Origin of the sequence: Vibrio sp. 10N.261.54.E10 (assembly GCF_002877735.2) — a bacterium.
GTDB lineage: Bacteria > Pseudomonadota > Gammaproteobacteria > Enterobacterales > Vibrionaceae > Vibrio > Vibrio crassostreae_C.
The window spans coordinates 1,297,232-1,322,625 of sequence record NZ_MCXE02000001.1 but is presented as its reverse complement, the minus strand read 5'-3'; the positions used below and the strand labels follow the sequence as shown (position 1 = coordinate 1,322,625).

General features: G+C 43.7%; 32 protein-coding genes. 9 read left to right on the top strand and 23 right to left on the bottom strand.

Annotation, left to right across the window (positions count from 1 at the left end; translation table 11 throughout):
- Window positions 1-41 precede the first annotated feature (41 nt).
- The 3 genes from BCU07_RS05945 to BCU07_RS05935 are packed head-to-tail and all read left to right on the top strand — an operon-like array spanning window position 42 to window position 2,995.
- Window positions 42-1,142 carry a glycosyltransferase gene (locus BCU07_RS05945; protein ID WP_017059582.1) on the top strand — a complete coding sequence of 367 codons (1,101 nt, stop codon included), beginning with the start codon at window positions 42-44 and terminating at the stop codon, window positions 1,140-1,142.
- Window positions 1,139-2,326, top strand: a complete 1,188-nt coding sequence (locus BCU07_RS05940; protein ID WP_102428873.1) for a glycosyltransferase family 2 protein — start codon at window positions 1,139-1,141, stop codon at window positions 2,324-2,326. Before BCU07_RS05945 ends, BCU07_RS05940 begins: the two co-directional genes overlap by 4 nt.
- Before the next feature lie 9 nt (window positions 2,327-2,335).
- Window positions 2,336-2,995, top strand: a complete 660-nt coding sequence (locus BCU07_RS05935) for a sugar transferase (protein WP_017063903.1) — start codon at window positions 2,336-2,338, stop codon at window positions 2,993-2,995.
- 253 nt (window positions 2,996-3,248) lie between these two features.
- Here the strand turns inward: BCU07_RS05935 and BCU07_RS05930 are convergent, their stop codons facing one another.
- The 6 genes from BCU07_RS05930 to BCU07_RS05905 all read right to left on the bottom strand — a co-directional run bounded on the left by BCU07_RS05930 (window position 3,249) and on the right by BCU07_RS05905 (window position 6,419).
- Window positions 3,249-3,764, bottom strand: a complete 516-nt coding sequence (locus BCU07_RS05930) for a GNAT family N-acetyltransferase (RefSeq protein ID WP_102333317.1) — start codon at window positions 3,762-3,764, stop codon at window positions 3,249-3,251.
- A 78-nt stretch (window positions 3,765-3,842) separates the two neighbouring features.
- Window positions 3,843-4,124 (bottom strand): hypothetical protein, encoded by a 282-nt coding sequence (locus BCU07_RS05925; protein ID WP_017063905.1) that lies wholly within the window; start codon window positions 4,122-4,124, stop codon window positions 3,843-3,845.
- Between the two features lie 194 nt (window positions 4,125-4,318).
- Window positions 4,319-4,723 (bottom strand): DUF1801 domain-containing protein, encoded by a 405-nt coding sequence (locus tag BCU07_RS05920; RefSeq protein WP_102428874.1) that lies wholly within the window; start codon window positions 4,721-4,723, stop codon window positions 4,319-4,321.
- Between the two features lie 104 nt (window positions 4,724-4,827).
- The gene (locus BCU07_RS05915; RefSeq protein ID WP_102428877.1) at window positions 4,828-5,280 is read right to left on the bottom strand and encodes a hypothetical protein; all 453 of its coding nucleotides are present in this window, start codon (window positions 5,278-5,280) and stop codon (window positions 4,828-4,830) included.
- A 26-nt stretch (window positions 5,281-5,306) separates the two neighbouring features.
- Entirely contained in the window at window positions 5,307-5,729 is a 423-nt protein-coding gene (locus tag BCU07_RS05910; protein ID WP_102428875.1) for a hypothetical protein, read from the bottom strand.
- Window positions 5,730-5,936: 207 nt separating this feature from the next.
- Window positions 5,937-6,419 carry an AAA family ATPase gene (locus BCU07_RS05905; protein ID WP_102428876.1) on the bottom strand — a complete coding sequence of 161 codons (483 nt, stop codon included), beginning with the start codon at window positions 6,417-6,419 and terminating at the stop codon, window positions 5,937-5,939.
- Window positions 6,420-6,507: 88 nt separating this feature from the next.
- Here BCU07_RS05905 and BCU07_RS05900 point away from each other — a divergent pair.
- Window positions 6,508-8,042, top strand: a protein-coding gene (locus BCU07_RS05900) for an IS3 family transposase (RefSeq protein WP_413286081.1) whose coding sequence is annotated in 2 segments (ribosomal slippage) — window positions 6,508-6,961 and window positions 6,961-8,042 — 1,536 coding nt in all. Because the reading frame shifts where the segments join, the coding sequence is not laid out codon by codon here.
- Here the strand turns inward: BCU07_RS05900 and BCU07_RS05895 are convergent.
- Window positions 8,039-8,263, bottom strand: coding sequence for a hypothetical protein (locus BCU07_RS05895; RefSeq protein ID WP_413286083.1), 225 nt, complete (start codon window positions 8,261-8,263; stop codon window positions 8,039-8,041). The genes BCU07_RS05900 and BCU07_RS05895 overlap by 4 nt on opposite strands.
- Window positions 8,264-8,512: 249 nt before the next feature.
- On the opposite strand from BCU07_RS05895, the gene BCU07_RS05890 reads away from it, so the two are divergent.
- Window positions 8,513-8,809 (top strand): hypothetical protein, encoded by a 297-nt coding sequence (locus BCU07_RS05890; RefSeq protein ID WP_133154771.1) that lies wholly within the window; start codon window positions 8,513-8,515, stop codon window positions 8,807-8,809.
- A gap of 53 nt (window positions 8,810-8,862) precedes the next feature.
- Here the strand turns inward: BCU07_RS05890 and BCU07_RS05885 are convergent, their stop codons facing one another.
- From BCU07_RS05885 to BCU07_RS05875, 3 genes are all read right to left on the bottom strand, one after another.
- Entirely contained in the window at window positions 8,863-9,315 is a 453-nt protein-coding gene (locus BCU07_RS05885; protein ID WP_241910056.1) for a GNAT family N-acetyltransferase, read from the bottom strand.
- Window positions 9,316-9,428: 113 nt separating this feature from the next.
- Entirely contained in the window at window positions 9,429-9,710 is a 282-nt protein-coding gene (locus BCU07_RS05880) for a hypothetical protein (RefSeq protein ID WP_102428451.1), read from the bottom strand.
- A gap of 9 nt (window positions 9,711-9,719) precedes the next feature.
- Window positions 9,720-9,968, bottom strand: a complete 249-nt coding sequence (locus BCU07_RS05875) for a hypothetical protein (RefSeq protein ID WP_102428450.1) — start codon at window positions 9,966-9,968, stop codon at window positions 9,720-9,722.
- Between the two features lie 112 nt (window positions 9,969-10,080).
- Here BCU07_RS05875 and BCU07_RS05870 point away from each other — a divergent pair, with 112 nt between their 5' ends.
- On the top strand, window positions 10,081-11,106 hold the full coding sequence (locus tag BCU07_RS05870; RefSeq protein WP_413286082.1) for an IS110-like element ISVisp6 family transposase: 1,026 nt from the start codon (window positions 10,081-10,083) through the stop codon (window positions 11,104-11,106).
- 381 nt (window positions 11,107-11,487) lie between these two features.
- Here the strand turns inward: BCU07_RS05870 and BCU07_RS05865 are convergent, their stop codons facing one another.
- The 5 genes from BCU07_RS05865 to artP form a co-directional block, all read right to left on the bottom strand.
- Window positions 11,488-11,766, bottom strand: coding sequence for a hypothetical protein (locus tag BCU07_RS05865; protein WP_102428707.1), 279 nt, complete (start codon window positions 11,764-11,766; stop codon window positions 11,488-11,490).
- A 344-nt stretch (window positions 11,767-12,110) separates the two neighbouring features.
- Entirely contained in the window at window positions 12,111-12,779 is a 669-nt protein-coding gene (gene artM / locus BCU07_RS05860) for an arginine ABC transporter permease ArtM (RefSeq protein ID WP_017087151.1), read from the bottom strand.
- Complete coding sequence (artQ, locus tag BCU07_RS05855; RefSeq protein ID WP_017063912.1) at window positions 12,776-13,462, bottom strand: arginine ABC transporter permease ArtQ; 687 nt, start codon at window positions 13,460-13,462, stop codon at window positions 12,776-12,778. Before artQ ends, artM begins: the two co-directional genes overlap by 4 nt.
- Before the next feature lie 3 nt (window positions 13,463-13,465).
- Entirely contained in the window at window positions 13,466-14,197 is a 732-nt protein-coding gene (locus BCU07_RS05850) for a lysine/arginine/ornithine ABC transporter substrate-binding protein (RefSeq protein WP_004733839.1), read from the bottom strand.
- Window positions 14,198-14,317: 120 nt separating this feature from the next.
- Window positions 14,318-15,046, bottom strand: a complete 729-nt coding sequence (gene artP / locus BCU07_RS05845) for an arginine ABC transporter ATP-binding protein ArtP (protein ID WP_032545343.1) — start codon at window positions 15,044-15,046, stop codon at window positions 14,318-14,320.
- A gap of 583 nt (window positions 15,047-15,629) precedes the next feature.
- On the opposite strand from artP, the gene BCU07_RS05840 reads away from it, so the two are divergent.
- Together BCU07_RS05840 and BCU07_RS05835 are read left to right on the top strand one after the other, a co-directional pair.
- Complete coding sequence (locus BCU07_RS05840; protein WP_102428708.1) at window positions 15,630-17,453, top strand: ABC transporter ATP-binding protein/permease; 1,824 nt, start codon at window positions 15,630-15,632, stop codon at window positions 17,451-17,453.
- A gap of 149 nt (window positions 17,454-17,602) precedes the next feature.
- Window positions 17,603-18,067, top strand: coding sequence for an acyl-CoA thioesterase (locus BCU07_RS05835; protein WP_017061819.1), 465 nt, complete (start codon window positions 17,603-17,605; stop codon window positions 18,065-18,067).
- 187 nt (window positions 18,068-18,254) lie between these two features.
- Here the strand turns inward: BCU07_RS05835 and BCU07_RS05830 are convergent, their stop codons facing one another.
- A complete protein-coding gene (locus tag BCU07_RS05830; protein ID WP_017063916.1) occupies window positions 18,255-20,510 on the bottom strand; it encodes a peptidase U32 family protein in 2,256 nt (751 codons plus the stop codon).
- Between the two features lie 173 nt (window positions 20,511-20,683).
- Here BCU07_RS05830 and BCU07_RS05825 point away from each other — a divergent pair, with 173 nt between their 5' ends.
- Complete coding sequence (locus BCU07_RS05825) at window positions 20,684-21,274, top strand: glutathione S-transferase (RefSeq protein WP_017061817.1); 591 nt, start codon at window positions 20,684-20,686, stop codon at window positions 21,272-21,274.
- A 223-nt stretch (window positions 21,275-21,497) separates the two neighbouring features.
- Here the strand turns inward: BCU07_RS05825 and BCU07_RS05820 are convergent, their stop codons facing one another.
- From BCU07_RS05820 to BCU07_RS05790, 7 genes are all read right to left on the bottom strand, one after another.
- Window positions 21,498-21,947, bottom strand: a complete 450-nt coding sequence (locus tag BCU07_RS05820; RefSeq protein ID WP_102319784.1) for a GyrI-like domain-containing protein — start codon at window positions 21,945-21,947, stop codon at window positions 21,498-21,500.
- A 67-nt stretch (window positions 21,948-22,014) separates the two neighbouring features.
- Window positions 22,015-22,248: a hypothetical protein gene (locus BCU07_RS05815; protein ID WP_102428709.1), complete on the bottom strand. Its 234-nt coding sequence runs from the start codon at window positions 22,246-22,248 to the stop codon at window positions 22,015-22,017.
- Window positions 22,249-22,256: 8 nt separating this feature from the next.
- Window positions 22,257-22,508, bottom strand: coding sequence for a Rho-binding antiterminator (locus BCU07_RS05810; protein WP_017068339.1), 252 nt, complete (start codon window positions 22,506-22,508; stop codon window positions 22,257-22,259).
- A gap of 170 nt (window positions 22,509-22,678) precedes the next feature.
- A complete protein-coding gene (gene catB, locus BCU07_RS05805; protein WP_102428710.1) occupies window positions 22,679-23,311 on the bottom strand; it encodes a type B chloramphenicol O-acetyltransferase in 633 nt (210 codons plus the stop codon).
- A 93-nt stretch (window positions 23,312-23,404) separates the two neighbouring features.
- Window positions 23,405-24,136: a glucose 1-dehydrogenase gene (locus BCU07_RS05800; RefSeq protein WP_017066537.1), complete on the bottom strand. Its 732-nt coding sequence runs from the start codon at window positions 24,134-24,136 to the stop codon at window positions 23,405-23,407.
- Window positions 24,137-24,225: 89 nt separating this feature from the next.
- Window positions 24,226-24,609 carry a nuclear transport factor 2 family protein gene (locus BCU07_RS05795; protein ID WP_102428711.1) on the bottom strand — a complete coding sequence of 128 codons (384 nt, stop codon included), beginning with the start codon at window positions 24,607-24,609 and terminating at the stop codon, window positions 24,226-24,228.
- 51 nt (window positions 24,610-24,660) lie between these two features.
- A complete protein-coding gene (locus BCU07_RS05790) occupies window positions 24,661-25,377 on the bottom strand; it encodes an HAD family hydrolase (protein ID WP_102428712.1) in 717 nt (238 codons plus the stop codon).
- Window positions 25,378-25,394 lie beyond the last annotated feature (17 nt).

The window sequence follows — 25,394 nt, the reverse complement described above, 5'->3', positions numbered from 1 at the left end:
CAGAAAGGCGAAACAACAATTATAAAGGCAGGGTCCAAACTATGAATACGCATTTAACGAAGCATGGCAAAAAGATCATACACGTTGTTCAGCACCTTGCACCGGGTGGATTAGAAACCCTAACTCTGGATTTGCTCCGCCTTGCTAAACCAACAGACCAAGTGTTGATTGTCAGTTTAGAGGGTACTAAACAAGAGTCTATAAACAACTGGCCGAAGCTAGAGCCATACAAAAAGCAAATCGTCTTTTTGGATAAAGCACCAGGCGTACAATTCAATATCATTATTAAGCTAATTAAAGCCTTCAACGCGATTCGCCCTGATGTGGTTCATACCCATCATATTGGCCCACTGTTATACGCTGGTTATGCCGCTCGCGTAACCGGGGTTCCAACTCGAATCCATACCGAACATGACGCTTGGCATCTGAACAACAACAAACGTCGTCGATTACAAGCGCTTGCTTTAAAAGCTGCTCAACCAACGTTAGTTGCCGACGCGACACGTGTTTATAACCAACTACGCACTGCTTTTTCTTATGAGAACATCATTACCATCAAAAATGGCGTTGATTGTGAGAAGTTTAAGCCAATGTCGAAAGAACACGCGAGAGCAAAACTAAACCTGCCGACAGACAAACACATCATCGGTTGTGCAGGTCGACTAGAACATGTCAAAGGCCAAGACCAACTTATTAAAGCACTGACTCTTTTACCTGCAAACATGGTTGTCGCATTGGCTGGCGGCGGTACTAAACGCAATCAACTAGAGCAACTGACTAGCCGCTTGAATCTGAGTGACCGAGTCATCTTTCTTGGCTTAGTTGAAGACATGACCACGTTTTACGGAGCGTTGGATACGTTCTGCCTACCTTCACGCCACGAAGGGCTGCCGCTTTCTACACTTGAAGCTCAAGCATGCAATATTCCAACCGTCGCAATGGACGTTGGTGCCGTCGATGAAACCTTGTGCCCTATCAGCGGAACACTCGTTAAAAAAGGCAGTATCACGGGATTAGCCAATGCCTTGTTAGAGAATCAAAATGAACGCTTTTTATCACCTCGACACTATGTTCTTAAGAACTTCGACATCATCAAAATGGTTTCGTCTTACAACGACATCTCAGAAGGAGCTTACGCATGATTGATTGGTTGCTTGCGGGACTTTGTTTGTTTTCAGGTGCGTTGATTGTCTATCATCACGCAGCCTACCCTTTGTTACTGCGTTGGTATGCGAAAAGCCACCCCGCACGCAAAGTTGAAGAGAGTCATCGTTGCTACAAAGAGGAACAGCAAGATTGTACGTTGCCGACCATCACCGTTCTTGTTCCTGCATTTAACGAAGAACAGTGGATCGCAGACAAGATTCGTAACCTTGCTTCAGTCGATTACCCCAAAAAGAAGCTGCAAGTCATTATCGCTTGCGATGGTTGCACTGATAACACAGTCGCCATTGCACAAATGACCATACAAGAAGCGATGTGCAGTGATGTCTATTTTGAGATACATGACCATCAAGTAAACCGAGGTAAAGTCGCGGTTGTTAATGAAGAAGTGACACGTATAACCAGTGATATCACGGCGATGAGTGATGTTTCTGCCCTTATTTCATTGGATGCTTTGCTTATAGCTGCCGCTCATTTTGAAAGTGACAAGGTTGGAGTGGTAAACGCAACGTATCAACTTTGTCCAACAGGCAATGAAGGCGAAAACACGTATTGGCAGTACCAAACCGCGGTTAAAGAGTCTGAGGCTTCGTTAGGTTCTAGCTTGGGTTCTCATGGCGCTTTCTACTTGTTTAGAACACACCTGTTTGAACTGCTTCCACTCAACACTATTAATGATGATTTCATCTTACCGATGCAAATCGTTAAACAAGGTTACATCGCCGAATACGAAACCCAAATGGTGGCATTAGAGCTAGAAGAATCGAACCTAGAAACAGACTTCAAAAGAAGACTTCGTATTTCAGCGGGCAACATGCAACAAGCGATTCGATTATTTGCCTTGTTCAGCCCGAAGTTTAAAGGCATCGCGTTTGCGTTCTTTTCAGGAAAAGGACTTCGCCTACTCACTCCATATTTAATGATTGTGTGCTTAGTGTGCTCAATCTTACTTAGCAACTACTTGGTATTTGAAGCGCTGTTATGGGCTCAAGTTGCCGTTTATACCATTGGCGTCCTTGGCTGCATCTTGCCAAAGCGTCTAGTAAACAAACCTATTTCATTAATCTCTTATTTGATAGTTGGACACTACGCCAACTTCATTGGTGGCATTCGTTACCTAATCGGACTAGAAAACTCACCTTGGACACGAGCAAATCATTAAGGACTTATTATGATGAACATCGAACAGCTATCTACCCAAAACCTATACCAATACAAAATCTCACGTGCTAAACGTACTTTCGATTTTGTAAGCTCACTGATTGCTTTGATTTTGCTAGCGCCCGTATTTCCGTTGATTGCGATGGCGATTGCACTCACTTCTCGTGGCCCTATTTTCTACCGTCAATTGCGCGTTGGTAAATCGACACCGGAGAAAATGGAAATCTTTGAGATCATGAAATTCCGTAGCATGTACGAGGATGCAGAAACTCGCTCTGGTGCAGTTTGGGCTACCGCGAATGACCCGCGAATCACGCCTGTTGGCCGCTTTTTGAGAAAGACACGTCTTGATGAACTGCCACAACTGATCAATGTACTGAAAGGTGAAATGTCTCTAATTGGCCCACGCCCTGAACGCCCTACTTTTTACACCAAACTAGAGAACGAAATTCCTTACTTTGCTGACCGTACATACGGTGTAATGCCTGGTATTACAGGGCTTGCACAAGTAAATCAAGGTTACGACACCTGTATTGATGATGTACGTCGTAAAGTAGGTTTTGACCACAGTTATGCACTAAGCCTATGTTCGGTTAAGTCTTGGATTGCCGCTGATCTCAGCATCATCTCTAAAACAATCATCGTAATGGTAGATGGTCGAGGTCGCTAAACCAGTATGGTCTAATGTGGATACAAAGCCTGTTTTCTATAAAGCCTTAGGGGGCGATTGGAGAGTCGCTAATGAAACACAGAGTGCCGAATTAGCCCACGTTAACTAGACTCGCTGCTCTCGGTTCTCAGTTGAATGGTGTAATAAGGTTTCTTCCCTATCAATTGACGTAAACATTGGCAATGAATGTATAACGCAGATGTGGCTTGAGTTAGGGATTAGAAATTAAGAGCTGAGAGCTCAGAGTTAAGAATTAAGAGTTAAGGCGAGAAAGCTTATATTCATAGAAAACCACGGCACTTTCGTCAGAGGCTTGCTCAACAAAACCTAGCTTATTAAGTAAGTGTGTAGAGGCTATGTTTGAACGGTCGACACCGCCAATCAGTGTGGACCATGACTCGGTTTTTGCGACTTCTGTGATGAAACTCTGCAATAACTCACTCGCGAAACCCTTGCCCCAGCATTCTTCTGCAAGCAAGTAGCCAATATGAGCATCACTTTCGTCTTCTACATAAGCGAACAGAAAACCAATTAATTGATTATCGTTGGATTTCACTTGAAGTAAGCGGCTCTCCGACAACATTCGGTCGAGCCAAATTTCAGCCAGCTCACCTGACACAATACCATGAAAGTATGGTGGAAGGTTTTCAACGACTGACGGGATTAGAATGCCAGGTACTCGCTCAAGCAGAGCCGAACGTTCAGGAACAGTAAGTTCACCTGCGACTTCTTCTACTTTTAGTCTTTGAGTTTCAAACGAGATCGCCATGTGTCCTGCCCAATTTGATAAAAATGTGGATTATACACCTGAGTTCTCGTGTTGGCTTCGTTTCCAGGCTAAAGCAAACTAAAGAACAGCCACGCCTTCAACTTCAATCACTGAGTTAACATTTGCTCGCTCGATTATCTTGAGTAACGTCGTTTGAACTAACTCATTATCTCGGATTTCGGTTTCACAAGAAAAACGCTCTTCTTGAACACCATCGCCCTCACCCAGCATAAATTGAACTGCGACTTCCGTTGCGAGATCTTTGGTCGCTCCGTAGTACGCTAACGTGATTTTTGGGTATCCGTGGTCGCCTTTTTTAACCTGCTTTGCGATACGTTTCTTGGCTTTATCTAAATTCATGCAACTTCCTTTTAAGTCTGAAATACAAGGTGACTAGAACACCTTTTTAAACGGTAAGCAATACAATCAGCGTTGGTTATAGAGATTCCCTAGCCTCTTGATACTAATCAAGATGGTACACTCTTAACGCTTTAAAGAGTGATAGCTAGAACACAGATAACCAGTTTAAGAAATATAATGACAGCGCGTAAGAATTACGCGCCAAGAAGCGGTAGATGTTTTCGTTGTTGATAAGTTAAGGCTAACTCTAAGCACTGCTTGATTGGTGCTTTGGGAAGTGGTTCAGTTAGGTTCAAGATGATTGCCCGATTACCTTGAAATACCAATGTGTCATCGTGCAATTCTCTGAATGTGTCGATTAGCTTTGTTTGACAGTTAAAGAACAAGTAATAGTTATTTGGCGATTTTAATTTCCAATCGATTCGAATTGGACTGCCCGTCTTAACGCTGTAACTCGGCTCGCCCCATTTCAGAGACTCTTCGACGTCACCTAAATCCAAATCAGAACAAAGTTCAAAAATTAATGCACGCAACTCTTCAAGCCGAGCTCGAACATCATCGGGATACTCGTCGAAATGTGTTTTGATTGCTCTGTCCATTCAACCTCCGATTCATTTGTTGTGATATTAAAGTCCAGCTCACTTAAAGCATAGAACCTTAAACATTAGTCCAACTTGAAACGAAAAGTGCCAAGCCTCGTAAATCAATTTTGAGTTATCTGTTCGTTAGCGGTTTTCAAGGCCAGCTTTAAACCGTCCGTATCCTTACAACCAATGTAAACATGCTTTCCATTGCTTAGGCTTAACTTAAGCGCTGAACCTATCGATGCATTATACAACCAACCATCGCTCAGCATTCGGATACCAATACCTTGATACCACTTGCTTTGATAGAACGATGTCTCGGTAATGTCTGACACTTCTACATTCTTACGCAAAAAGCCAAAGCCGAAATACCAACTTAGTACATTGTCTTTGACCTCAATGGTCATGGAGAAAAAGAGCAAAGCAATTAAACCATTGATGGCGTGAGCGACTAATGTCCCGGGGTTATTATCAGAGGTAACGACAATGAAAGCACTTATCGCAACAAGGATGAGCAGCAATCCCTTGTTGGATTCCTTATTATAAAACACAGTGGCAACTCCTATAGACAACGAACAATCCACTAACTAGCCAACAGTTATCTTACTGCCGCCTTTCTAAAAAATCGTAGCAAGTAATGCAGGCATACTCCCACAACCAAACCAAGTAGCATCGCCTTGATACTACCAACCCAAAGTATCAAACCAGAATAACCTTGTCCCGGACCTAAGCCTTGTTTATTAATCACATCGACAAACATAAAACCGTTCCACAGCACATGCAGTGAGGCTGTAAATCCATGCACACAAATTGCGATGGTTCCAAGTAACTTGTACTTGTTAATAACTGGTGCGCCACAAAAAATGACAACAAGCGCAAAGGTCAAAATCAGAGGGCCCGACAGTACTAAAGTGAGTGTGATTACTTCAACGTGGCTCTCTATGCCATAACTGTATGTACAAAATACCATTGTCATTGAAAACAAAAGCGAAATGAGTGCGAACCATAGCGTTCTATTCATTGGGGTTCCCTGCCTTAATAGTGGGTTTAGGACAAATTCGATAATCGACAGGAAGAACTAATTACCAAAAATACGGCATGAGAAATGCCCTTGTTACTCTACTATTCGACGGACGACTCAGACTTTCATAAACCCAATGTAATGTGAGACTTAGAACACAAGCTAGATAACAAAAACACCACTCACCTTCGCGCCTGACTACATACCTTATTGAACTTCCTGTTGAACCCAAACAACATTTTCATTTGAAGTTGGAACCTCAAACCAAGACCAAAACAGATCTAACATTTCAGGCGTCATTTCATAAGACTTACCCTTGAGATCCGAGTTACGGCTGAATGCCCTCTCCTTACAAGTCTCAAATGGAACATCAAGATAGTGAACTTCGCTGTCCACGCCTAGGTTTGATGCCCAGCTTGTAAAAGAATCTCGGTTTGATTTACGCCAAAAACCAAAGTCAAAAATCACCGGAACACCCAAGGAAAAGAGCTGCATTGCAGAGTCTTTGAATAAACCTTGTAGCGTAGCCAGCCGGCGGTCAAAAACTTCACGCTCCATATGCTCGCCATACAAAGGAATCATCCACTCATCAATCGAGAAACGAAAGGCGCCATGCTTTTTTGCAAGCGCTTTCGAGTAAGTCGTCTTACCTGAGCCGATAAAGCCACATACGAAATAGATTTTAGTCATGATGTCCCTTTAGTCTGCTTGTTACCCCTATCTGGCAGGGTAGTTGTCACTGTTAAAATTTAACCAGTTTGGGCGATAAAGAGTAATTGTGTCTCGTATCTCAGTAGAAAGAAAAGAAGCTATATTGAAGAAGCTATTACCTCCCTATTCAATGTCAGTTAAAGAAGTGTCGGAAGAGGAAGGAATTAGCACTGCGACCCTGTATAATTGGCGCCAGCAACTCAGACGTTCAGGAGCCGCCGTGCCAAATAGCAACACTTCATCAGAGCAGTGGTCAGCTCAAACTAAACTTGCCATTGTCGCTGAAACCTACTCAATGACAGAAAGTGAACTCAGCCAATATTGTCGTGAAAAAGGTCTTTTTCCAGAGCAAATCCAAAGCTGGCGCAGCGAATGTATGCAAGGGTTTAAGTCGAGTAAAGAGCAGGAAGCTGAAGCAAAGAAGCAGGCTAAAGCTGACAAACTTGAAATCAAAGAGTTGAAGAAAGATTTACGACTCAAAGAAAAAGCACTCGCTGAAACGGCCGCTCTCTTGGTACTAAGAAAAAAGCTGAGAGCCTTTTACGGGGAAGAGCCAGAGGACGACTAACCTCAACCGATGAAAGGCAGACCATAGTGACTCTAATCCTTGAAGCGAAGCAATGCGGATGCCGTTTACAGCTAGCTTGCCATGAAGTTCAAATTGACTTGAGAACCTATCGTCGCTGGTATCAGCAAGGAGAAGTTCAAGCTGACAAAAGGCCAATATGCACCAGACCTGAGCCTGCTAACAAGCTGTCTCAGGAAGAGCGTGATGCGATTGTCGAGGTGTGTAACCGCTCTGAGTTCGCAAGCTTGCCTCCAACTCAAATCGTCCCGACACTGCTTGATAGAGGTGAGTATATCGCCTCTGAGTCGAGCTACTATCGAGTACTGAGTACGCAGGGGCAACTTCACAAGCGAGGTCGTCAGCGGAGCAGACAGAAGCAAGCGAAGCCAACCAGTTACACAGCGACGGACTCAAACCAAGTCTATACGTGGGATATCACTTACTTACCTTCAAAGGTTCGAGGCCAACACTATTACCTGTATGTCATTGAGGACATCTACAGTCGAAAAATTGTTGGTTATGAAGTGTATGAGCATGAATGCGGTGAGCTAGCGTCACAACTTCTGCAACGAACGTTGATGCGAGAGCAGTGCTTCAATCAAGCACTGGTTCTTCACTCAGATAATGGTGCGCCGATGAAGTCGTTGACGTTCAAAGCAAAAATGGAAGAGTTAGGTATTACTTCATCGTATAGTCGCCCAAGAGTCAGTGATGATAACCCGTATGTTGAGTCATTGTTCCGCACGGTAAAGTACATGCCAAGCTGGCCAACGAAAGGCTTTGAAACAATCGATAGTAGCCAAAGTTGGGTTGAAGCCTTCGTACGCTGGTACAACACCGAGCACAAGCACAGTCAGCTAAATTACGTCACGCCTTCAGAGCGTCACAATGGAAAAGATAAAGAGATCTTGAAGCGTCGTGTAGAGGTATTGCTCGCTGCAAAACAGCGAAAGCCTGAGCGGTGGTCTGGTGATATCAGGAACTGTGCGCCTGTTGGTGACGTTCACCTAAATCCAGAAAGAGAAGCTGCTTAATAAGTAAGCAAATGATGACAACTACCTTGAAAAACACCGTTACGCATGATTCTTTCTTTTAGAAGTGTACCAATACTGCTCACTACAAACGTAAAAGCAAACGCCACCATTGGCCGATAGAAATCAAACACACCATCCGTCATAAAAAAGTACTGATGAATGGCAACACCAAAACCAACACCTAATGCCAGCTTCAGGTTCTTGAAAATTCCTTGTTTCATGTTCATTCCCTCGTAGAAAGCACACTATGTATGGGTGTGAGTGACGTTATGACTAGAATTTAATCCATTGTGACATAGACGTTTAAACTGAAGTAAGCCGAAAATACCAAGCGTTGGACATCGCTTTTAAATTTCTTGCATGCTCGTTACAACACACATTGTCCTACTGATTTTTAGGTATTAATTTATTTTTTGATTATGCAGGCTTGGCAATTTATGATCTATGGATGCAATTCAGAGAAACCCAAAATGACATATAAGAACGTAATAAAAATCTCAGCTATAGGTACACGCGGTAAAGTTAAAGGCCTAGAGTTCGTCGCAAAACAGAACCTCGATGGTCAATATATACTAAATGGAAAAGTTCATACGCCCACCGATTCTAATAGGACCAACAAAGCTAAGAATAAGGTATATGCGTCTACACTGACTGAGGCCGCCAACCTGCTTTCAACCAACGAATACTTAATCAACTTAACCTGTATAGATCCGATCGGAGGGCGAGCTCTACGTGAGTACAACAAAGTAAAGGTTACTGAAGGCTAAAACAATATCGACAAGGATGTCACCACTAGCTCGGGTCAACTACAGAATCACTGTTAAACGCTTTGTATGGAGTGAAAAGCTTTGTACCAGTCATATTCACTATTACTATCCCAAGAGTATCCAAACTTTGAAAACAAAGCATATGAATATGGCATAGGGATGGTTTTAATAAATACAGGAGTGTAATCAGACTTAATTCTGGTTTCAGCTCGAGCTAATAGCTCTCCACCTATTCCACCTCTTCGCCGACTTTCTTCAACGACCAAATTTCTAATTCGGACTTCTTCGCTATCAATTGGCGAGAACTCAATAGCTCCAATAATTCGCTCATCATCGATGCACACCAATACAACAGACGTAGCGAGCCCTTTTAAAGCACTCTCTAAACTCATCGAAGATGTACCTCCACTATCTTTACCCTGTTCGAATAAAGCCATCACATCTTTAATTCTAGGGTCATCAATTTCTAGGTACTTAAATTCCAATTTTACTCCTAACGCCTGCATAGAACGCTTCCTACTATGCTATTATACTTAAAATTAACGCCTTAAAACGAGAAACACCCAGCAAACTGAGATTGCCGAGTGTAGTAAATCGTGTTGATGCAGGCGTTATGCACTTATATTTTCAGCGCTTCCAATCTTTCAAATTGTTCATATACAATACCATTCTCCATAAATGCATATTTACTTAACTCTTCAAATTCACGAAGACTATAAGATTTTACAGGTGTCAAGCCACTGATTACTCTGACTGAAATTTGAGAAAGATTTTCATCTGTTACAATTTCAAGGTTTTCATCATCTAGAAGCATTTCTAGCGCTCCACGAGCACAATTTAATGCCATTAAAAAATCTTCTGAATCAATAAATTTATTTTTAAACACATTAATTATAAACATTAAAAATTCCTAACTATTACGAGATACCATTCTTGAGCGCATAATATTCAACTCCTCCAAAAGAATATCAAGCTGTTCTACCGAAGTCGCAATGGGATGCCCCGTAATTTCATCACGTAATACATCATGGCTATCAACAAAGAAAAGCTCAGTCTTAACCATTTCACGATAAGCTGCATCGTCTAATTTGTACATTGATGGGATATCCATCGCACGAATTTTACTTTCTAATTCAACATAATAAGAATTTTTAGTCATTAAATTTTTCTCACATAAGTTATTTATATTAAAATTGCATAACGAATGACATGGATTCCCCCTACCGAGGATCTGCCACACTTATGTGGTACTTAAATGCATCGGAGGCACCATGTCTGATTATTCTTATTTCTGCGGTATCGACCTAGCTAAAAACCACTTCAGTCTTCATGCCGTAGACCAAAATGGTAAGGTCATACTTCATAAGTCGGTAACTCGCTCTAAACTACTGACTACAATAGCAAATATGCCACTCATGCGTATAGGCGTTGAAGCGTGTGGTGGTGCACATTATTGGGCAAGAACACTCAATAAACTGGGTCATGACGCCCGCATCATGGCCGTTAAATACGTGGTTCCTTATCGAACTAAAGGGAAGAACGACCTTAATGATGCAGTAGCTATCTGCGAAGCTGTTCAGCGACCATCCACTCGCTTTGTGCCCGTAAAATCACCAGAGCAACAAGCCATCTTATCGGTACATAGAATGAGAGAGCATTGGGTTCGTGAACGCACCGCGCTTATGAATCGCATGCGCGCCCTACTTTCTGAGTTCGGGTTGATCATTCCCGTTGGTCGCTCTTCATTGATGAAACACGTTCCCTTAATGCTTGAAGATGCAGAAAATGAACTGCCACATCTCGCAAGAACGGTGATTGCCGATGCTTATCACCACCTTGGAGAGTTGAATCAACGTATCGCCGATACTGAACAAGTCTTCGACTCTTTTGCTAAGGTCAGCGCTAATGTTCAACGAGTGATGAAAGTTCGAGGTATTGGGCCGCAAACCGCTACTGCGATACTTGCTTCGATAGGCAATGGTTCTCAATTTGATAAAAGCCGTGATTTCTCTGCTTGGCTAGGACTCGTACCAAAACAATATTCGACGGGAGGAAAGCCACGCTTAGGTCGGATAACCAAACATGGCGATAAATACTTACGAACACTATTAGTTCATGGCGCAAGGACCGTAATTGCCAACCTTGGCGACAAGCAAGATAAGTTAAGTCAGTGGTGTCGAGGCGTTCTAGAACGAATAGGAATGAACCGAGCGATAGTGGCACTTGCCGCGAAGAACGCACGAATTATATGGTCGCTTTTACACAATCAAACAGAATACGAAAACTATGCTGCTTAAGTAAAAAACTAAGCAGCATAAAGAGTTAAACCCACCGGGTCATTGCAGACGCTAATGATGGAGATAGGTTAAGACCACTTGCGGAGAGCCTGTTAATGCGGCGGACACACTAGATGTCATCTAACGAATAAGGCACCGCAGTCGCGCAAAGTCATCAGGGCCACGACGTATGCGAATCGTCGATAAGTAGGCCGAATGTAGAGCGGCAGTCCAAAACCCATCAACATAAGTTTAGCGGATGTTTGACAACCGGGGGAATCCATGTAGCCGCATTAGGGTGTGAGCAACGCTACCACAAAACTAAACCTTACCACCGTAAACACGTAACCCAACGATAGAACGAAAAATGCCAAGCGTTGTGAATCACTCTTAAATTTATTGTTAGGCGATTTTATCGAATCCAGTGGTTCTTAGCTTTTTCCAATAATTTTGATGTATTGATATGCTCGCTTGTCGCAGTTGCTCACCAGTGACGCCTTCAGCCAATTCAATGACTACACTGTTATTCTCCTCAAACGCATTATCAACAATTTCAAGGTTATTAAAATCAGCCACAAAAGCTTCCACATACATCGGATAGTCTTCAGGTTCTGGCATAAACGGGCAATCGACCCTGATATCGGACTCAGTAATCTCTCTCAAACCTAATCTATATTTCATAACTATTCCTATGGTGTATTTAACTCGCTTGTCGCCTAACAGCTATTAGACCGAAAAATTCTGCATTTAAATACAGAATCATTCCATCTAGTTTCATATTTAGATCAATTTATCACGATTAATCACTGCAATTCAGTGACTTAAAACATAGATAAACTCATTGAATGATAAAATACAGAATATTTCCATATAGTATGACTTTCGTAAAAACCCCGAGCAGTTGGATATAAACACAGTGCCCCTTCGCATGCCCAAAACACAAAACACAAAACACAAAAAAGCCTGCCATTTATGCGAACATAAAGGCAGGCTTTATACGTTAGTTAAGCTTGTGAGTGGCTAGCTTACGCGGCTTCGAATGCGAGGGCTTTCTTCTCTACTTGGCGGAAGATCAGCGTTAATATGCCGTTTACTGCTAAGTAGAATGCGCCAGCAATGCCGAACACGGTTAGCGTGTCGTATGTTTGGCCGTTAATACGCTGAGCGTAGCCCATCAAATCCATGATGGTGATGGTGCTTGCCAGTGACGTACCTTTGAAAACTAGAATCACTTCGTTCGAGTAAGCTGGAACGGCGCGGCGTAGTGCGTATGGCAGTAACACTTTAAGCGTTGCTACTTTGTCCATGCCAAGTGCACGACACGCTTCCCACTGCCCTGCTGGAATGGCGTTGAATGCGCCTCTGAACAGTAGCGTGCTGTATGCCGCGGTGTTCAATGCTAATGCTAACATTGCACAGAACCAAGGTTGGCTTAACCAAGTCCACATGAAGCTTTCACGAATCCAATCGAACTGACCCGGTCCGTAATACACCAAGAAGATCTGCACCAACAATGGTGTGCCGGTGAACAGCGTGATGATGCCACGTGTTAACCAGTGAATCGCCGGTATTCTTAGGATTAGCGTTACCGTCATCAGCAGTGACAAGATACAACCAACCAGCAGTGAAGCGCCTGTGAGTTGCAGGCTGGTCGCTAGGCCCTCAAGCATTTGAGAGAGGTATTGTTGATTCATGCCATTGCCCCTTTGTTACCCAAACCTTGAATAGATAACTTACCATCAATCACTTTTACCAATCTTTGTGTGATTAAAGTGATGACCAAGTAGATTGCTGCTGCGGTCGCGTACCAAGTAAATGCTTCGTGCGTTGCCGCTGATGTTAGTTGTGCTTGTTTCAGCAAATCTGTTACGCCAATTAGCGAAACTAGCGCGGTATCTTTCAGTAACACTAACCATTGGTTGGTTAACCCTGGTAGTGCGTGTCTTACCGCTTGAGGTAACACGATACGAAAGAATGCACGAGACTGAGAAATACCAAGCGCGCTTGCTGCTTCTCTCTGCCCTTTGCTTACTGCTTTTAATGCACCACGCAAGGTTTGCGAAGCGTAAGAAGCAAAGATAAGTGACAGTGCAACAACACCAGATAAGAACGGGCTCACTTCTATGAAATCGCCAGTGATCATGAACAGAACTTGTGTCGAACCAAAGTAGATAAACAGTACGACCAGAATTTCTGGTAAACCACGAACAATCGTCACAAATGCAGTCGTTGGCCATTTGATTGCAATACGACGAGACATCTCACCACTTGCAAACAAAACTGCTAGAACCAATCCAACCAATAGGCTTACGAACGCAAGCTGAACAGTCATCCAGCTTGCTTCGACGAGCCCTAAAGAGTAACCCGTTAATTCCATAAATTACTTACCGAAGTACTTGTTGAAGATCTTGTCGTATTCGCCGTTCGCTTTCACTGCTGCAAGTGCAACGTTAAGCTGGTCTACAAGTTCTTGGTTGCTCTTGTTTACTGCGATACCAAAGCCGTTACCGAAGTACTCTTGGTTTGTTACTTGGTCGCCTACGTACGTTAGGTTGTCTTCTTTCTTGAACCATTCTGCTACAACGGCTGTGTCACCGAATACAGAATCGATACGACCGTTCTTCATGTCGATGAATGCATCTTGGTAGCTTGAGTAAGGTACCGCTGTTACGCCAGTCATTTGCTCAAGTAGGAAGCTCTGGTGAGTAGAACCGTTTTGAACGCCAACACGCTTACCTTCTAGTGCTGCTTGGTCTGCTACTTTGCCTTCGAAAGAAATGAATGCTGCAGAGTTATCGTAGTATGCGTTAGAGAAGTTCACTTGTTTAAGACGCGCTTCTGTGATGTCCATTGCCGAGATAGCCGCATCGTAACGTTTGAATTTAAGTGCAGGGATCAAGCTATCGAATGCTTGGTTGTGGAAAGTACACGTTGCTTTCAGCTCTTCACAAAGTGCGTTTGCTAAGTCTACGTCAAAACCCTGAATTTGGTTGTTCTCATCCATGTATTCGAATGGTGCGTACGTTGCTTCCATCGCGAATTTGATTTCTTCTTGAGCTGCTGCGTTAAAAGAAGCAAGGCCGATAAGTGAAGCTAGTAGAATCTTTTTCATTTTGTTACTCCGAATACTGTGTAATAGCGGCCTGTGGCCATTCTTATAATTTGATTGTTTTAATTGATGTTGTGTTTAGCTAGATCTAGTGAGTCAACTTTCTTTTAATAAGTGACTTACTTAATGAGTCAGATACTCGGCAAACTCAGGTGTCTGCGGATTAACGAATGAATCGCTGGTGCCGTGTTCAACGATGTACCCTTTCTCTAGGTACAGAACGTGGCTAGCAATCTTCTTCGCGAAATCGACTTCGTGCGTCACGACCACTTGGGTAATGCCCGTTCCGCTCAATTCTTTAATAATGCTCACGACTTGGTTGGTGATCTCAGGATCAAGCGCCGCTGTTGGTTCATCAAACAACAACACATCCGGTTTCATCATCAGCGCACGTGCAATCGCAACACGCTGTTGTTGACCGCCAGACAGTTGAAGTGGCCAAGCGTCTGCTTTGTCGGCAAGTTGAAGTGTCTTTAGGACTTCTTGCGCTTGCTTAATCGCTTCTTGCTTATCCAAACCCGCCACTTTGGTTGGTGCTTCAATCAAGTTTTCCATCACCGTCATGTGTGGCCATAAGTTGTATTGCTGGAACACCATGCCGACTTTACGACGAAGTTTAAGCCCCTGCTTCTCTTGGATTTGGCTTGAAAAATCGAATTGCTCATTCGCAATGTCTAATTCGCCGTTGTCCGCGATTTCAAGCAGGTTCAATACACGCAGTAATGAACTCTTGCCCGCGCCGCTTGGGCCAAGCAATACCAAGGTTTCGCCACTCTCACAGTCGAAACTGATGTCGTGAAGAACTTGGGTATCACCGTATGATTTGTTGATGCTCTTTACTTGAATACTCATGCCAAAATACTGCATTAATTGTCATTTGTTGGTTATTCTATTCAATCCGAGGTTTTATGCAAGAAAAATGTATAAAAAACTACTTTGTTGAATTTTTGTAACAAATATTCCACAAAAAACAGTCGCTATAACTGGTCTTACAACTAAAATTTGCAAGCTATTGATAAGGTTAGTATCGAGATAAAAAGCAAACGTTTTTCTATCAATTTATAAATCATCGCACGGTTGCTTGTTTATGTGTGCACTCCCGTATCAACGCTAATTTACTTGCATAAAAATTAGGGTTAAATAGCTTAGTTTCCTATCCAACTGACTGGATCAAGATGCTTAGTTTTCCTTTAAGGTCGTTTCGAATTATTCACTTAGTGTTGATGAAATATTGGAAATTGAGTTTCCTAGGGAGCGTCACAGCGCAATAAATGCTTTAATGGGTTCTATTCTCAACAACAAGTACTTCCCAGCGAACAACGGGCAGTACAGGCAATAAGTCATAAACCATAAGCCATAAGCCATAAGCAATTAGTCATAAGCAATAAGCAACAAGCCATCTATTTTTAAAGCGACAACACATTAAGGCAGTCATATGCAAAACGATGTCTCTTCTACGCTCGACTCAACTCAGCGCTCGACTCAAAAAGCGCCAGAACCCAAACCTGAGAAAAAAAGCCTCAGTATTTTGTTTGAGCTGAGTAAATTCATTCAGCCTTATAAAGGTTGTGTTATTGCTGCGTTGATCGCGTTGATCTTCACGGCGAGCTTAACCCTTTCAGTCGGACACGGTATTCGTCTTCTTATCGACCAAGGCTTTAGCCAACAATCACTCTCAGATTTAGGCAGCGCGATTCAGTTCATCATGGTCGTGGTCGTGCTGATCTCGATTGGTACTTTCTTCCGCTTCTATTTGGTTTCTTCTGTTGGGGAGCGCGTGAGTGCGGACATTCGTTTGTCGGTTTTCAATCATGTCGTGACGCTGCATCCGAGTTACTTCGAAACCAATGGCAGTGGCGACATCATGTCGCGAATCACCACGGATACCACTCTGCTTCAAAGCATCATAGGTTCGTCGTTCTCGATGGCGATGCGCAGCGCGTTGATGTGTATTGGTGCGATCATCATGCTGTTTGCGACCAATATTAAGCTGACATTGATTGTATTGGCCTCGGTGCCATTTATCCTGATTCCTATTTTGGTATACGGTCGACGTGTAAGAGCCTTATCTCGCCAAAGCCAAGATTCGATGTCTGATGTCGGGTCTTACGCAGGTGAAGCGATTGAGCACATTAAAACGGTGCAAAGCTATAGCCGAGAAGCGCAAGAGAAAGCATCATTCGCGGTAGAAGTGGAAAAGGCGTATGAGATTGGTCGCCAGCGTGTAAAACAGCGCGCGATTCTTATTTCTGGCGTTATCGTGATTGTATTTAGTGCTATTGCAGGCATGCTTTGGGTTGGCGGCAGTGATGTTATCAACGGCACTATGTCGGCTGGTGACTTAGCGGCGTTTGTGTTCTACGCAATTATGGTTGCTTCATCGTTAGGTACGATTTCTGAAGTGATGGGTGAACTGCAACGCGCGGCAGGTGCGACCGAGCGATTAATCGAGATCCTACAAGTTGAAAGCCATATTGTTGCGCCAGTTGCGAATCCAACTTCGCTTGCTAACGTAACGCCAGAAGTTGCATTTGATGATGTGACCTTCTGTTATCCATCAAGACCGGACCAACCCGCAACAAGCAACCTCACGCTTACTGCCCATGAAGGCAAAGTGTTGGCACTGGTTGGCCCGTCTGGCGCAGGTAAAACTACCCTGTTCGAACTGCTGCAACGTTTCTACGACCCACAAGTGGGTAAGGTCACCTTAGGCGGTGTTGAACTGAATCAGTTTGATCCTAACGAGCTAAGAAAGCAGATGGCATTGGTGCCGCAGCAACCTGCTCTGTTCAGTAACGATGTGTTCCATAACATTCGCTACGGCAACCCGCAGGCAACAGACGAGCAAGTGATCGAAGCGGCGAAGAAAGCGCACGCACACGAGTTCATTCAAAACCTACCTGATGGCTACAACAGCTTTCTTGGTGAACGTGGTGTAAGGCTTTCTGGTGGGCAGAGACAACGTATTGCTATCGCACGTGCCATCTTGAAAGATCCAAATATTCTATTGTTGGATGAAGCAACCAGCGCACTAGACAGTGAAAGTGAGCATCACGTACAACAAGCGTTAGAAGAGTTAATGCGTGGCAGAACGACGATCATTATCGCCCATCGATTATCAACAATTAAACACGCCGACCAAATTGCGGTGCTCGATAAAGGACAACTAGTAGACATCGGCGACCACCAGTCTCTCATCAATAGCTGCGAATTGTACCAACGCTTGGTTGAGCTGCAATTCAAACACCTTAGTGCGTAACCATTGAGTGGATGTGCAACTAAGTCACTGACATTGTGTGGTTTCAAGCTTCAAAAACTTAAATCACGCGTGTTGCAGTTTTGTTAATTTAGCGGTAGGGTTTTTATTCCAATAACAACTTATCCCTACATAACAATAAGAGAGTTCGCATGGAAGCACTATTATCTGACTACCCGGTAGTAACAGAAATCCCTGTCGCTTGGGGAGAAATGGACGCACTCAATCACGTTAACAACGCTGTATATTTTCGCTATTTCGAAACCGCTCGCTTAGATTTTTTCAAGCACGTCGAGCTGATGGAAGAGATGGCGATTACCAAAGTTGGTCCTGTTCTTGGTGACACTTACTGTAAGTATTTCCGCCCAGTCACGTATCCAGATACCTTGATGGTCGGCTCACGTGTTACCGATATTCAAGATGACCGATTCACCATGGAATACGCGATTGTCAGTAAGGCTCAACAGAAACTGACGACCGTTGGCACTGCGACTATCGTGATGTTTGATTTTGCTTCGAACCAGAAAGCCCTGCTCTCGCTGCGCTTAACCAATGAAATCGAAAAGATGAACACGTTGAAAAGCCCATGCTTCAAACAAGAAGCCGTGACAGAATAACGTATTCGTTGGTTGAGAAAGATTCAGAAAGTTTCAGACATTAAAAAGGCCACTCGATTGAGTGGCCTTTTGTTTATTGGTTCAGAGTGCTTATAAGCGGTTGAGCGTTATAAACCTTGAACGCTCTTTGCGTTAGAAGCTATAAGCCTTACAGCCCATAGACATTGAACCCTATAAACCTTGTACGCTATAGACCTTGCACGTACTGAGCATTAGTTCGAACTTCAACCATCTGCTCTAGGTTCTGTTGTGAACCTTCAACGCCGTTCAGTAGCGCTTCGAAATGCTTGATAAGCTCAACTTTGTCTTTCACTTCTTTAGAACCTGCACCGATGTTGGTTAGGTCAATGAAGAACTCGTCGAACAGACCAGAGAAGTCAGTTACTGCGTCGTGGTTCAAGAACTGCTCGTGGTTGTAAATGCTTGGGTAGCCACCCTTCTGTTTATCAACCGCAAAAGAGATGCCTTTCACGTTGGTAATCGTGGTCGCTTTCTCACACTTCAACATACAACCTGCTTCGATGCTTGGCTTGTTACAACCCACGGTTCTTTGGAAGAAACACTGACGGCTGGTCATCATCAAGATTGGGTGGTAAATGCTGTAGAACAGTTTGAAGTTCTCTGGGCGACGAATATGACGAATCTGACCTTTGTTGATCTCGTTCGAAATGAATGCGCCTGCACAGTTCAGCTCTTCTTTCAGAGTAACCAGTGCGTGAGAGTTGGTCGTGTTCATGAACGGGCCTGCAACCCACTCAATACCCATCTCGTAAGCTTTGTAAGCAATACCCGTGTTGTTGGTTACGATGCGAGCTGGCTTGATCTCTTCAAGAATACGAACCGCTTCGTCGTAATCTTTACCGATCAATACCGCTGGGAACCAAGGAATCAAACGTGGGTTTGCTGCCAAGATGTCGATGTACTTGTTACAACGCTTCTTGAAGCTTTCTGGAAGTTTGAAGTAAACATCCGCGTCAGTCACGTCACACAGGTGTAAGTCTTCTACATCGGCGATAAGCATCGACATAGTCGGCTTCTCGTTCACTTTAGGGTGCTGAGGCAGTGCTGGCACTTCAACGTGCTTAATCACTTCCACAGAGCCGTTCAGAATGAAGTCGATCTCGTCTTTTAGGTCTGAAACTTCTTTTAGAGGAATCAACAAGCCTGCATCCACTTCACTGAAGTCGTGGCTTTCTAGCGTGTGAACTGCACTCTTCACGTTTTTGAAGCGCTTCTCAAGTAGCTCTTGAGTAATCGCCTTCTCTTCAACCGCTTTCAATAGCGATTTAGATTGAAGAGTAAAGTTCTCTTTTGGCGTGTTCACAGTCACCGTAAATGGTTGACCCACTTTTGCGCTGAACGACAGTGCTACTGGTGTCTTGCGAATATCAAGGAACTCGATCTTGTCACGCATTTCGTTACCAAGAACGTCTTTCGCTTGGTGAAGTTCGTTGGTCACTTCTTGAATCTGTACAACTGAGATTTCGTTGTTCTGCTCCGTCGCTTTTTCAACAGCGTAGTTCATGCTGTTGTCGCGCGGGTTATCGATGAACATGTCTTTCGTTAGGTTGCCCTTTAGGAAAGAGTTGGTGAAATCACGGTTGAATACTTTGTGTAGGTTCGAATCGTCTTCGATCAACAAACCACTTTCTACAAAGCTATCAATCTGTTTACGCCATGTGTCTACCACAGTGTAAACGTAGTGTGCGCCTTTAATACGGCCTTCTACTTTCAATGAGTCGACTTTCGCATCAACCAATTCAGGTAGGTCGTAGTAAGCTGAGTTATCTTTCAGGTTAAGTGGGAACTTGTTGCCCGCGTTGGTGATTTCGTACTCATCACGACACGCTTGGCTACAACGACCACGGTTACCTGAGTTACCCACACTTACTGAGCTTGAGTAACATTGACCAGAGAATGCGATACACAGAGCGCCGTGTACGAACACTTCGGTTAATACGTCGTGATCGTGTGCCACTTCCGTCAGCATCTTGATTTCAGGCAGGTTCAACTCACGAGACAAGTTAACGCGCGTCGCGCCAATCTTAGACAAGAACTTAATCTGACCTTCGTTGTGCGTAGTTAACTGAGTCGACGCGTGAACGTCTAACGATGGGAAATGCTTCTTAACCAGGTTGAATAAACCCAAGTCTTGAACAATGATGCCGTCCACTTTGGTGTTCACAAGCTGGTTCAGCAGTTTGGTGATGCTCTTGGTCTCGTGCTCCAGTAGCACAACGTTAAGAGTCAGGAACACTTCACAGCCGTATTCATGAGCAAGGCGAATCACACCATTCAATTCGTCTAACGACAGGTTAGAGGCTCTGTTACGAGCGTTGAATGTGTCTAAACCACAATAAACTGCATTAGCACCCGCTACGATGGCGGCTTTTATCGCTTCTACATCGCCACCTGGGGCTAATAACTCAATTTTTCTGCTCATTTTTGAAGTCGCTCACTTACTTATAATTTTTAAGCCGCGTATTCTACCCACATCACGATCTCTTTACCACCGTACAACACTTTTCAAACTAAATGACCTCAATAATTCCGAACGAATCCGATCTACCTATCCTTTATTCTTTACGCCGTTGCCCTTATGCAATGCGCGGACGAATGGGCATCGCACTATCACAGCAAAAAGTGTTACTTCGAGAAATCGTTACCAAAGACAAGCCTAGCGAACTATTGGCCAGTTCGCCAAAAGGAACAGTGCCTGTATTGGTGTTACCCAATGGACAAGTCATTGAACAGAGCTTGGATGTGATGAACTGGTCACTTCAACAAAACGATCCTCAAGATCTTCTGCGTTCAAGCAATCCAACGCTTAGCGAACAAGTTCAGCAGCTCATTAAAACCAACGATGAAGAATTTATTGGTCACTTAGAAAGGTATCGTGCATCGGTTCGTTACCGAAACATCGATGTTGAACAACGCCGACAAGCCTGCGAAACCTTCATTAAGCAGTTAGAAGTGCGACTTACCGATCAGCCCTACTTTTTTGGAGAAAGCCCAAGCTTGGCCGATTTTGCGGTGATGCCTTTCGTCAGTCAGTTTGTGCGAGTCGAAAAGAAGTGGTTTGTGAAATCGGAATATCAAAACGTAGGACGTTGGTTAAGAGCGCACCTTGAAAGTAAGCTCTACACCCAAGTCATGAAGCAATACCCTTTGTGGAATGAAACCAAGCAAGATTGTCTTTTTGGATAACTTAAGAGAATTTTGGGTGACTTAAGGGTATCTAGGGTGATCTAGGGGAATTCTGGAATAGATAATTCCTAGGTATTAAAGTAGTTACGTGACACTGTATCTTCTTTGTAAAGAACAGATATTCAAAGGCTTAACTGGGATTCCGTTGTCTCTTTACCGATAACTACTGTCTCTTAACTGGCAAACACAGTCTAAGCTAAGCCTTTTGTTCATTTTAACCTGATCACTGAATCGCTATCGAAATCTCGACTTCAGTTTCACCTTTGTATAGTTCAAAATCTGTCGTGTAAGTTCTCACATGTGGGCAGTCAGCAGCGCTGAAATACGCCCACACTTCACCCCATAGGTCGATCACAGCTTGTGGTAATTCACCTTCAGCAGAAAACGTTAAGTATTTACCTGCTTGTATTTCGGTTTCTACAAGCGTATCAACATTCTGATCCGTAAGTGCATTAGTACACGCGATAACATCAAATTCGCCCGTAAAGTCAGACTCGTAGTTAGTGTAAACGCCATACACTTTTGAATCCGGTGTTAATTTCGGAAATGCTTGGTCAAAAAAGCCCTGCCACAATTGCCCTATCTTGGCTCTTGCTGGGTCCATCTCATCGGTATTGGTGGTTCTTACTGAAAAACCATACGCCTTTACGGCTTCTATCGTTTCAACTTTCATTCGTTCTATTCCTAAGCCAATTGACGATCTAACTGTATTGAATCCAATGTTTTATAAGATAACGATGCTAATCTTGTATCTCTTTATGGCCACATTTTTCACAGACAAGGTGACGAGAAAACTCATCCATTGACGCGACAAACGGGCCAAGGAACCAACCTTTTATCATGCCTGCCCAAAACTCACTTCGCTTTTGGTTAGGTTTGTCTGCAAACGCACTCGTCTTTCTGACCAACACAACAACATGTTGTGTCTCTTCTCTGCACGCGGTGCAATAGCATTGTTCTATGGTGTTATTCATTTGAAAGCCTATGACGTTTTGAATGAAACATGCTGAAAGTGAGGGTTGTCGACACAGACATCCAATGTCGCTATTTGAGTTAATACGACAAGTTGTTGCTCGCCTTGAGTACTGACTTTAATGCACTCTTCACGGCTGTCATTGCGCTGGGTATCTAACCCGACACATTCAATCTGCTCGCCAGACTTCAGCGTTAACTTGATTGGGTATCGGTGCATGCACACAATTTCAATATAATCGTAATCGTTGCAACTAATCATAATATCCCTCCAATTCATCCACCACGCTAATGCGACACGCCATACTATGCAATATCTTTACAATCAATAAGTTACTCGTATCACAATCGCATTGCCATAATCAGATTATTGAGTAATTTGTTAAATTTAATCTCGTTCTCACCATTCACATTTCATCTGTGAACGACAATTTAAGGCTTCAAGAATCCTTTCCAATAATGGTACAAACCACCAATGTCTGAAGAACACATTAGCGACATTGCGCCTTTGATTTGTTCTTCGCTCCATTCCCACCATTTCATTTCTAGCAACTGAGCGATTTCAGTCTCATTGAAACGATAACGGATATGGCGTGCTGGGTTTGAACCGACAATCGAGTATGGCGCGACATCTTTAGTCACAACCGCTCGACTTGCGATGATGGCTCCGTCACTAACCTTAACACCACTCATGATCATGGCTTCTGTACCAATCCACACATCGTTACCAATCACGGTATCACCAGAGCGTTCAAAGCCGTCTATCGCACCTTCAAACTTCTCATCGTCTTGATAGAAAAACGGGAAGGTACTCACCCACTGGTTTTGGTGGCCTTGGTTGCCCGCCATCATAAACACGGCGCCAGAACCAATCGAGCAGTAGCTGCCAATGATCAGCTTATCGATGTCGGTTCTATCCGGTAATAGGTAACGCGCACAGTCATCAAAGCTGTGGTTATGGTAGTAACCCGAGTAATAGCTGTGCTCGCCCACGATGATGTTTGGGTTGGTCACTTGTTCTTTGAGTGACTTTCCAACAAACGGGCTTTCAAAATAGTTTTTCATGGTTGTACTCTTAGTTTCGTTCTTTTAGTTAGGTACTTTTGTTGCGTGTTGATGGTTGTAACTTGTTTATATTAGTGTAAAGGCAAACGTGCCCTATCGGCCGCCTGCAATATCAATAAACGAGCCGGTGACATACGAAGCTTCGTCTGACAATAACCATGCGATAGAGTTAGCGACTTCTTCTGGTGTGCCACCTCGTTGTAACGGTAACTGCGAAGCTAGTCTGTCTACGCGATCTGGCTCTCCGCCGTCTGCATGCATCTCAGTATAAATACAACCTGGCCTTACGCCATTCACTCGGATATTGCGTGAAGCTAATTCAAGCGATAAGCCTTTGGTGAGTGAATCCATCGCACCTTTCGATGCTGCGTAATCCACATACTCAAACGGTGCGCCAGTACGAGAAGCGGCAGACGATACATTCACAATCGAACCCGCGCCATCGGCTTGTTTGATAAAGGCTTTACTGCACAGAAAGCAGCTTGATACGTTGGATTTCATCACCTTTTCAAAGCGATCCAATTCAATATCAACCAACGGTGACTGGGTAAACAAGATCCCGGCATTATTGACCAAGTGCGTCACTGGACCTAGCTTATTACGAGCAATCTCAAATAAAGATTTCACGTCCGATTCAACAGACACATCCGCACGCACACTAATCGCGGTTCCGCCTTGTTCGCGAATCTCATTCACTAGATCTTCAGCTCGCGACTCATTGTGTATGAAGTTAACGCATACAGCATAGCCTTGACTGGCCAACAATTTAGACGTCGCTGCGCCAATACCTCGGCTTCCGCCGGTTACAACCACTACCTTGCTCAATGAAACCTCCTAATGTTTACTTATTCTGTGCAACCTGATTATTCGATACGACCTAGTTGTTCGTGACAAACTGATCGTATCGATACAAACTAATTGTTCGATACGATCTGAACCCACTGCGATCGCCACGCCGGCGCTTCGAATGGTTCTGGCCAAAACTCAGTTTGCTTTTGAATTAAACCATCAACAACCGTGTGAAAGGTGATCACTCGGTCTTTCAGCACACTGTCAGTAACTGAAATGTCCGTTACTACCGTATCACCTTCACAGACAATCGAATTGAGCGTGAACTCCCAAACACCATTGGCTGGATATTCAGAGTTGATTGCCGTGAAGTTGTGGCGGCCTACCGTCAATTCAGACGACTGAGGCCAATAGCCTTCAAAATCTGCGGCTAGCCATTCGCTTGCCTTGGCAAAATCATTACTGCGCATTGCATCCCAAAAACCTAATACCACTTGTTTTGGTGTCATTATTCTTCCTTAAAGTCATTCAGGTGTGGTGATTTTTAAATGTCTGCTTCGTTATGCGCACTTGCTAATGATCGTTAAAAGATCATCGACACTGTTAGCAATGTAATCGGGCTTGGTTTGCCAATTTTCAGGTTTCGATCGGCTATAACCTGCTGCAACGGCAATCACTTTTGCGTTTTTACCCAGCGCGGCTTCAATATTGCGAGCAAACTGTGTGTCCGCTTCATGGTCACCGATGTACATCAAACAAAGCTCGTTAGTCGGATCGGCGCCAAATATGTTCTCGACACATTTCACACCACCAAATGGATGGGGTTTTTGGTTACCGTTCGAGACATCGTCATAGCCCACGACCGATTTAAACAAATCACCAATGCCATAACTGTCGAGCACACCACGAATATTCAATTGAGAGTTTTGAGAGCAGATCCCATGTGGAAGATGAGCAAACTGATTAACCACGGTTTCCATTCCTTCAAACAAGGCAACGGCTGTTTGGTTTTTCTCTTGATGCTCTGCCCACATTCCACCAGCGGTCAACATTTCATCGTGTGATAAACCGTAATAATCGACATATAAGGCTTGCCAGTTTTTAGCCCCGTGGTTGGCTTCATGATAAAGCGCTTCGCTAAGCAAATATTTAGGTAAGTTGTCGCCTGACAAGTGTGGCGCGACTAAAGAGATAATATCTTTTGTGATTGCGATATTCTTTGGAACGGAATTGACTAAGGTTCCATCGTAATCCCACAGGATGGCATCTAACTTCATACACTATCTCTTTGTTT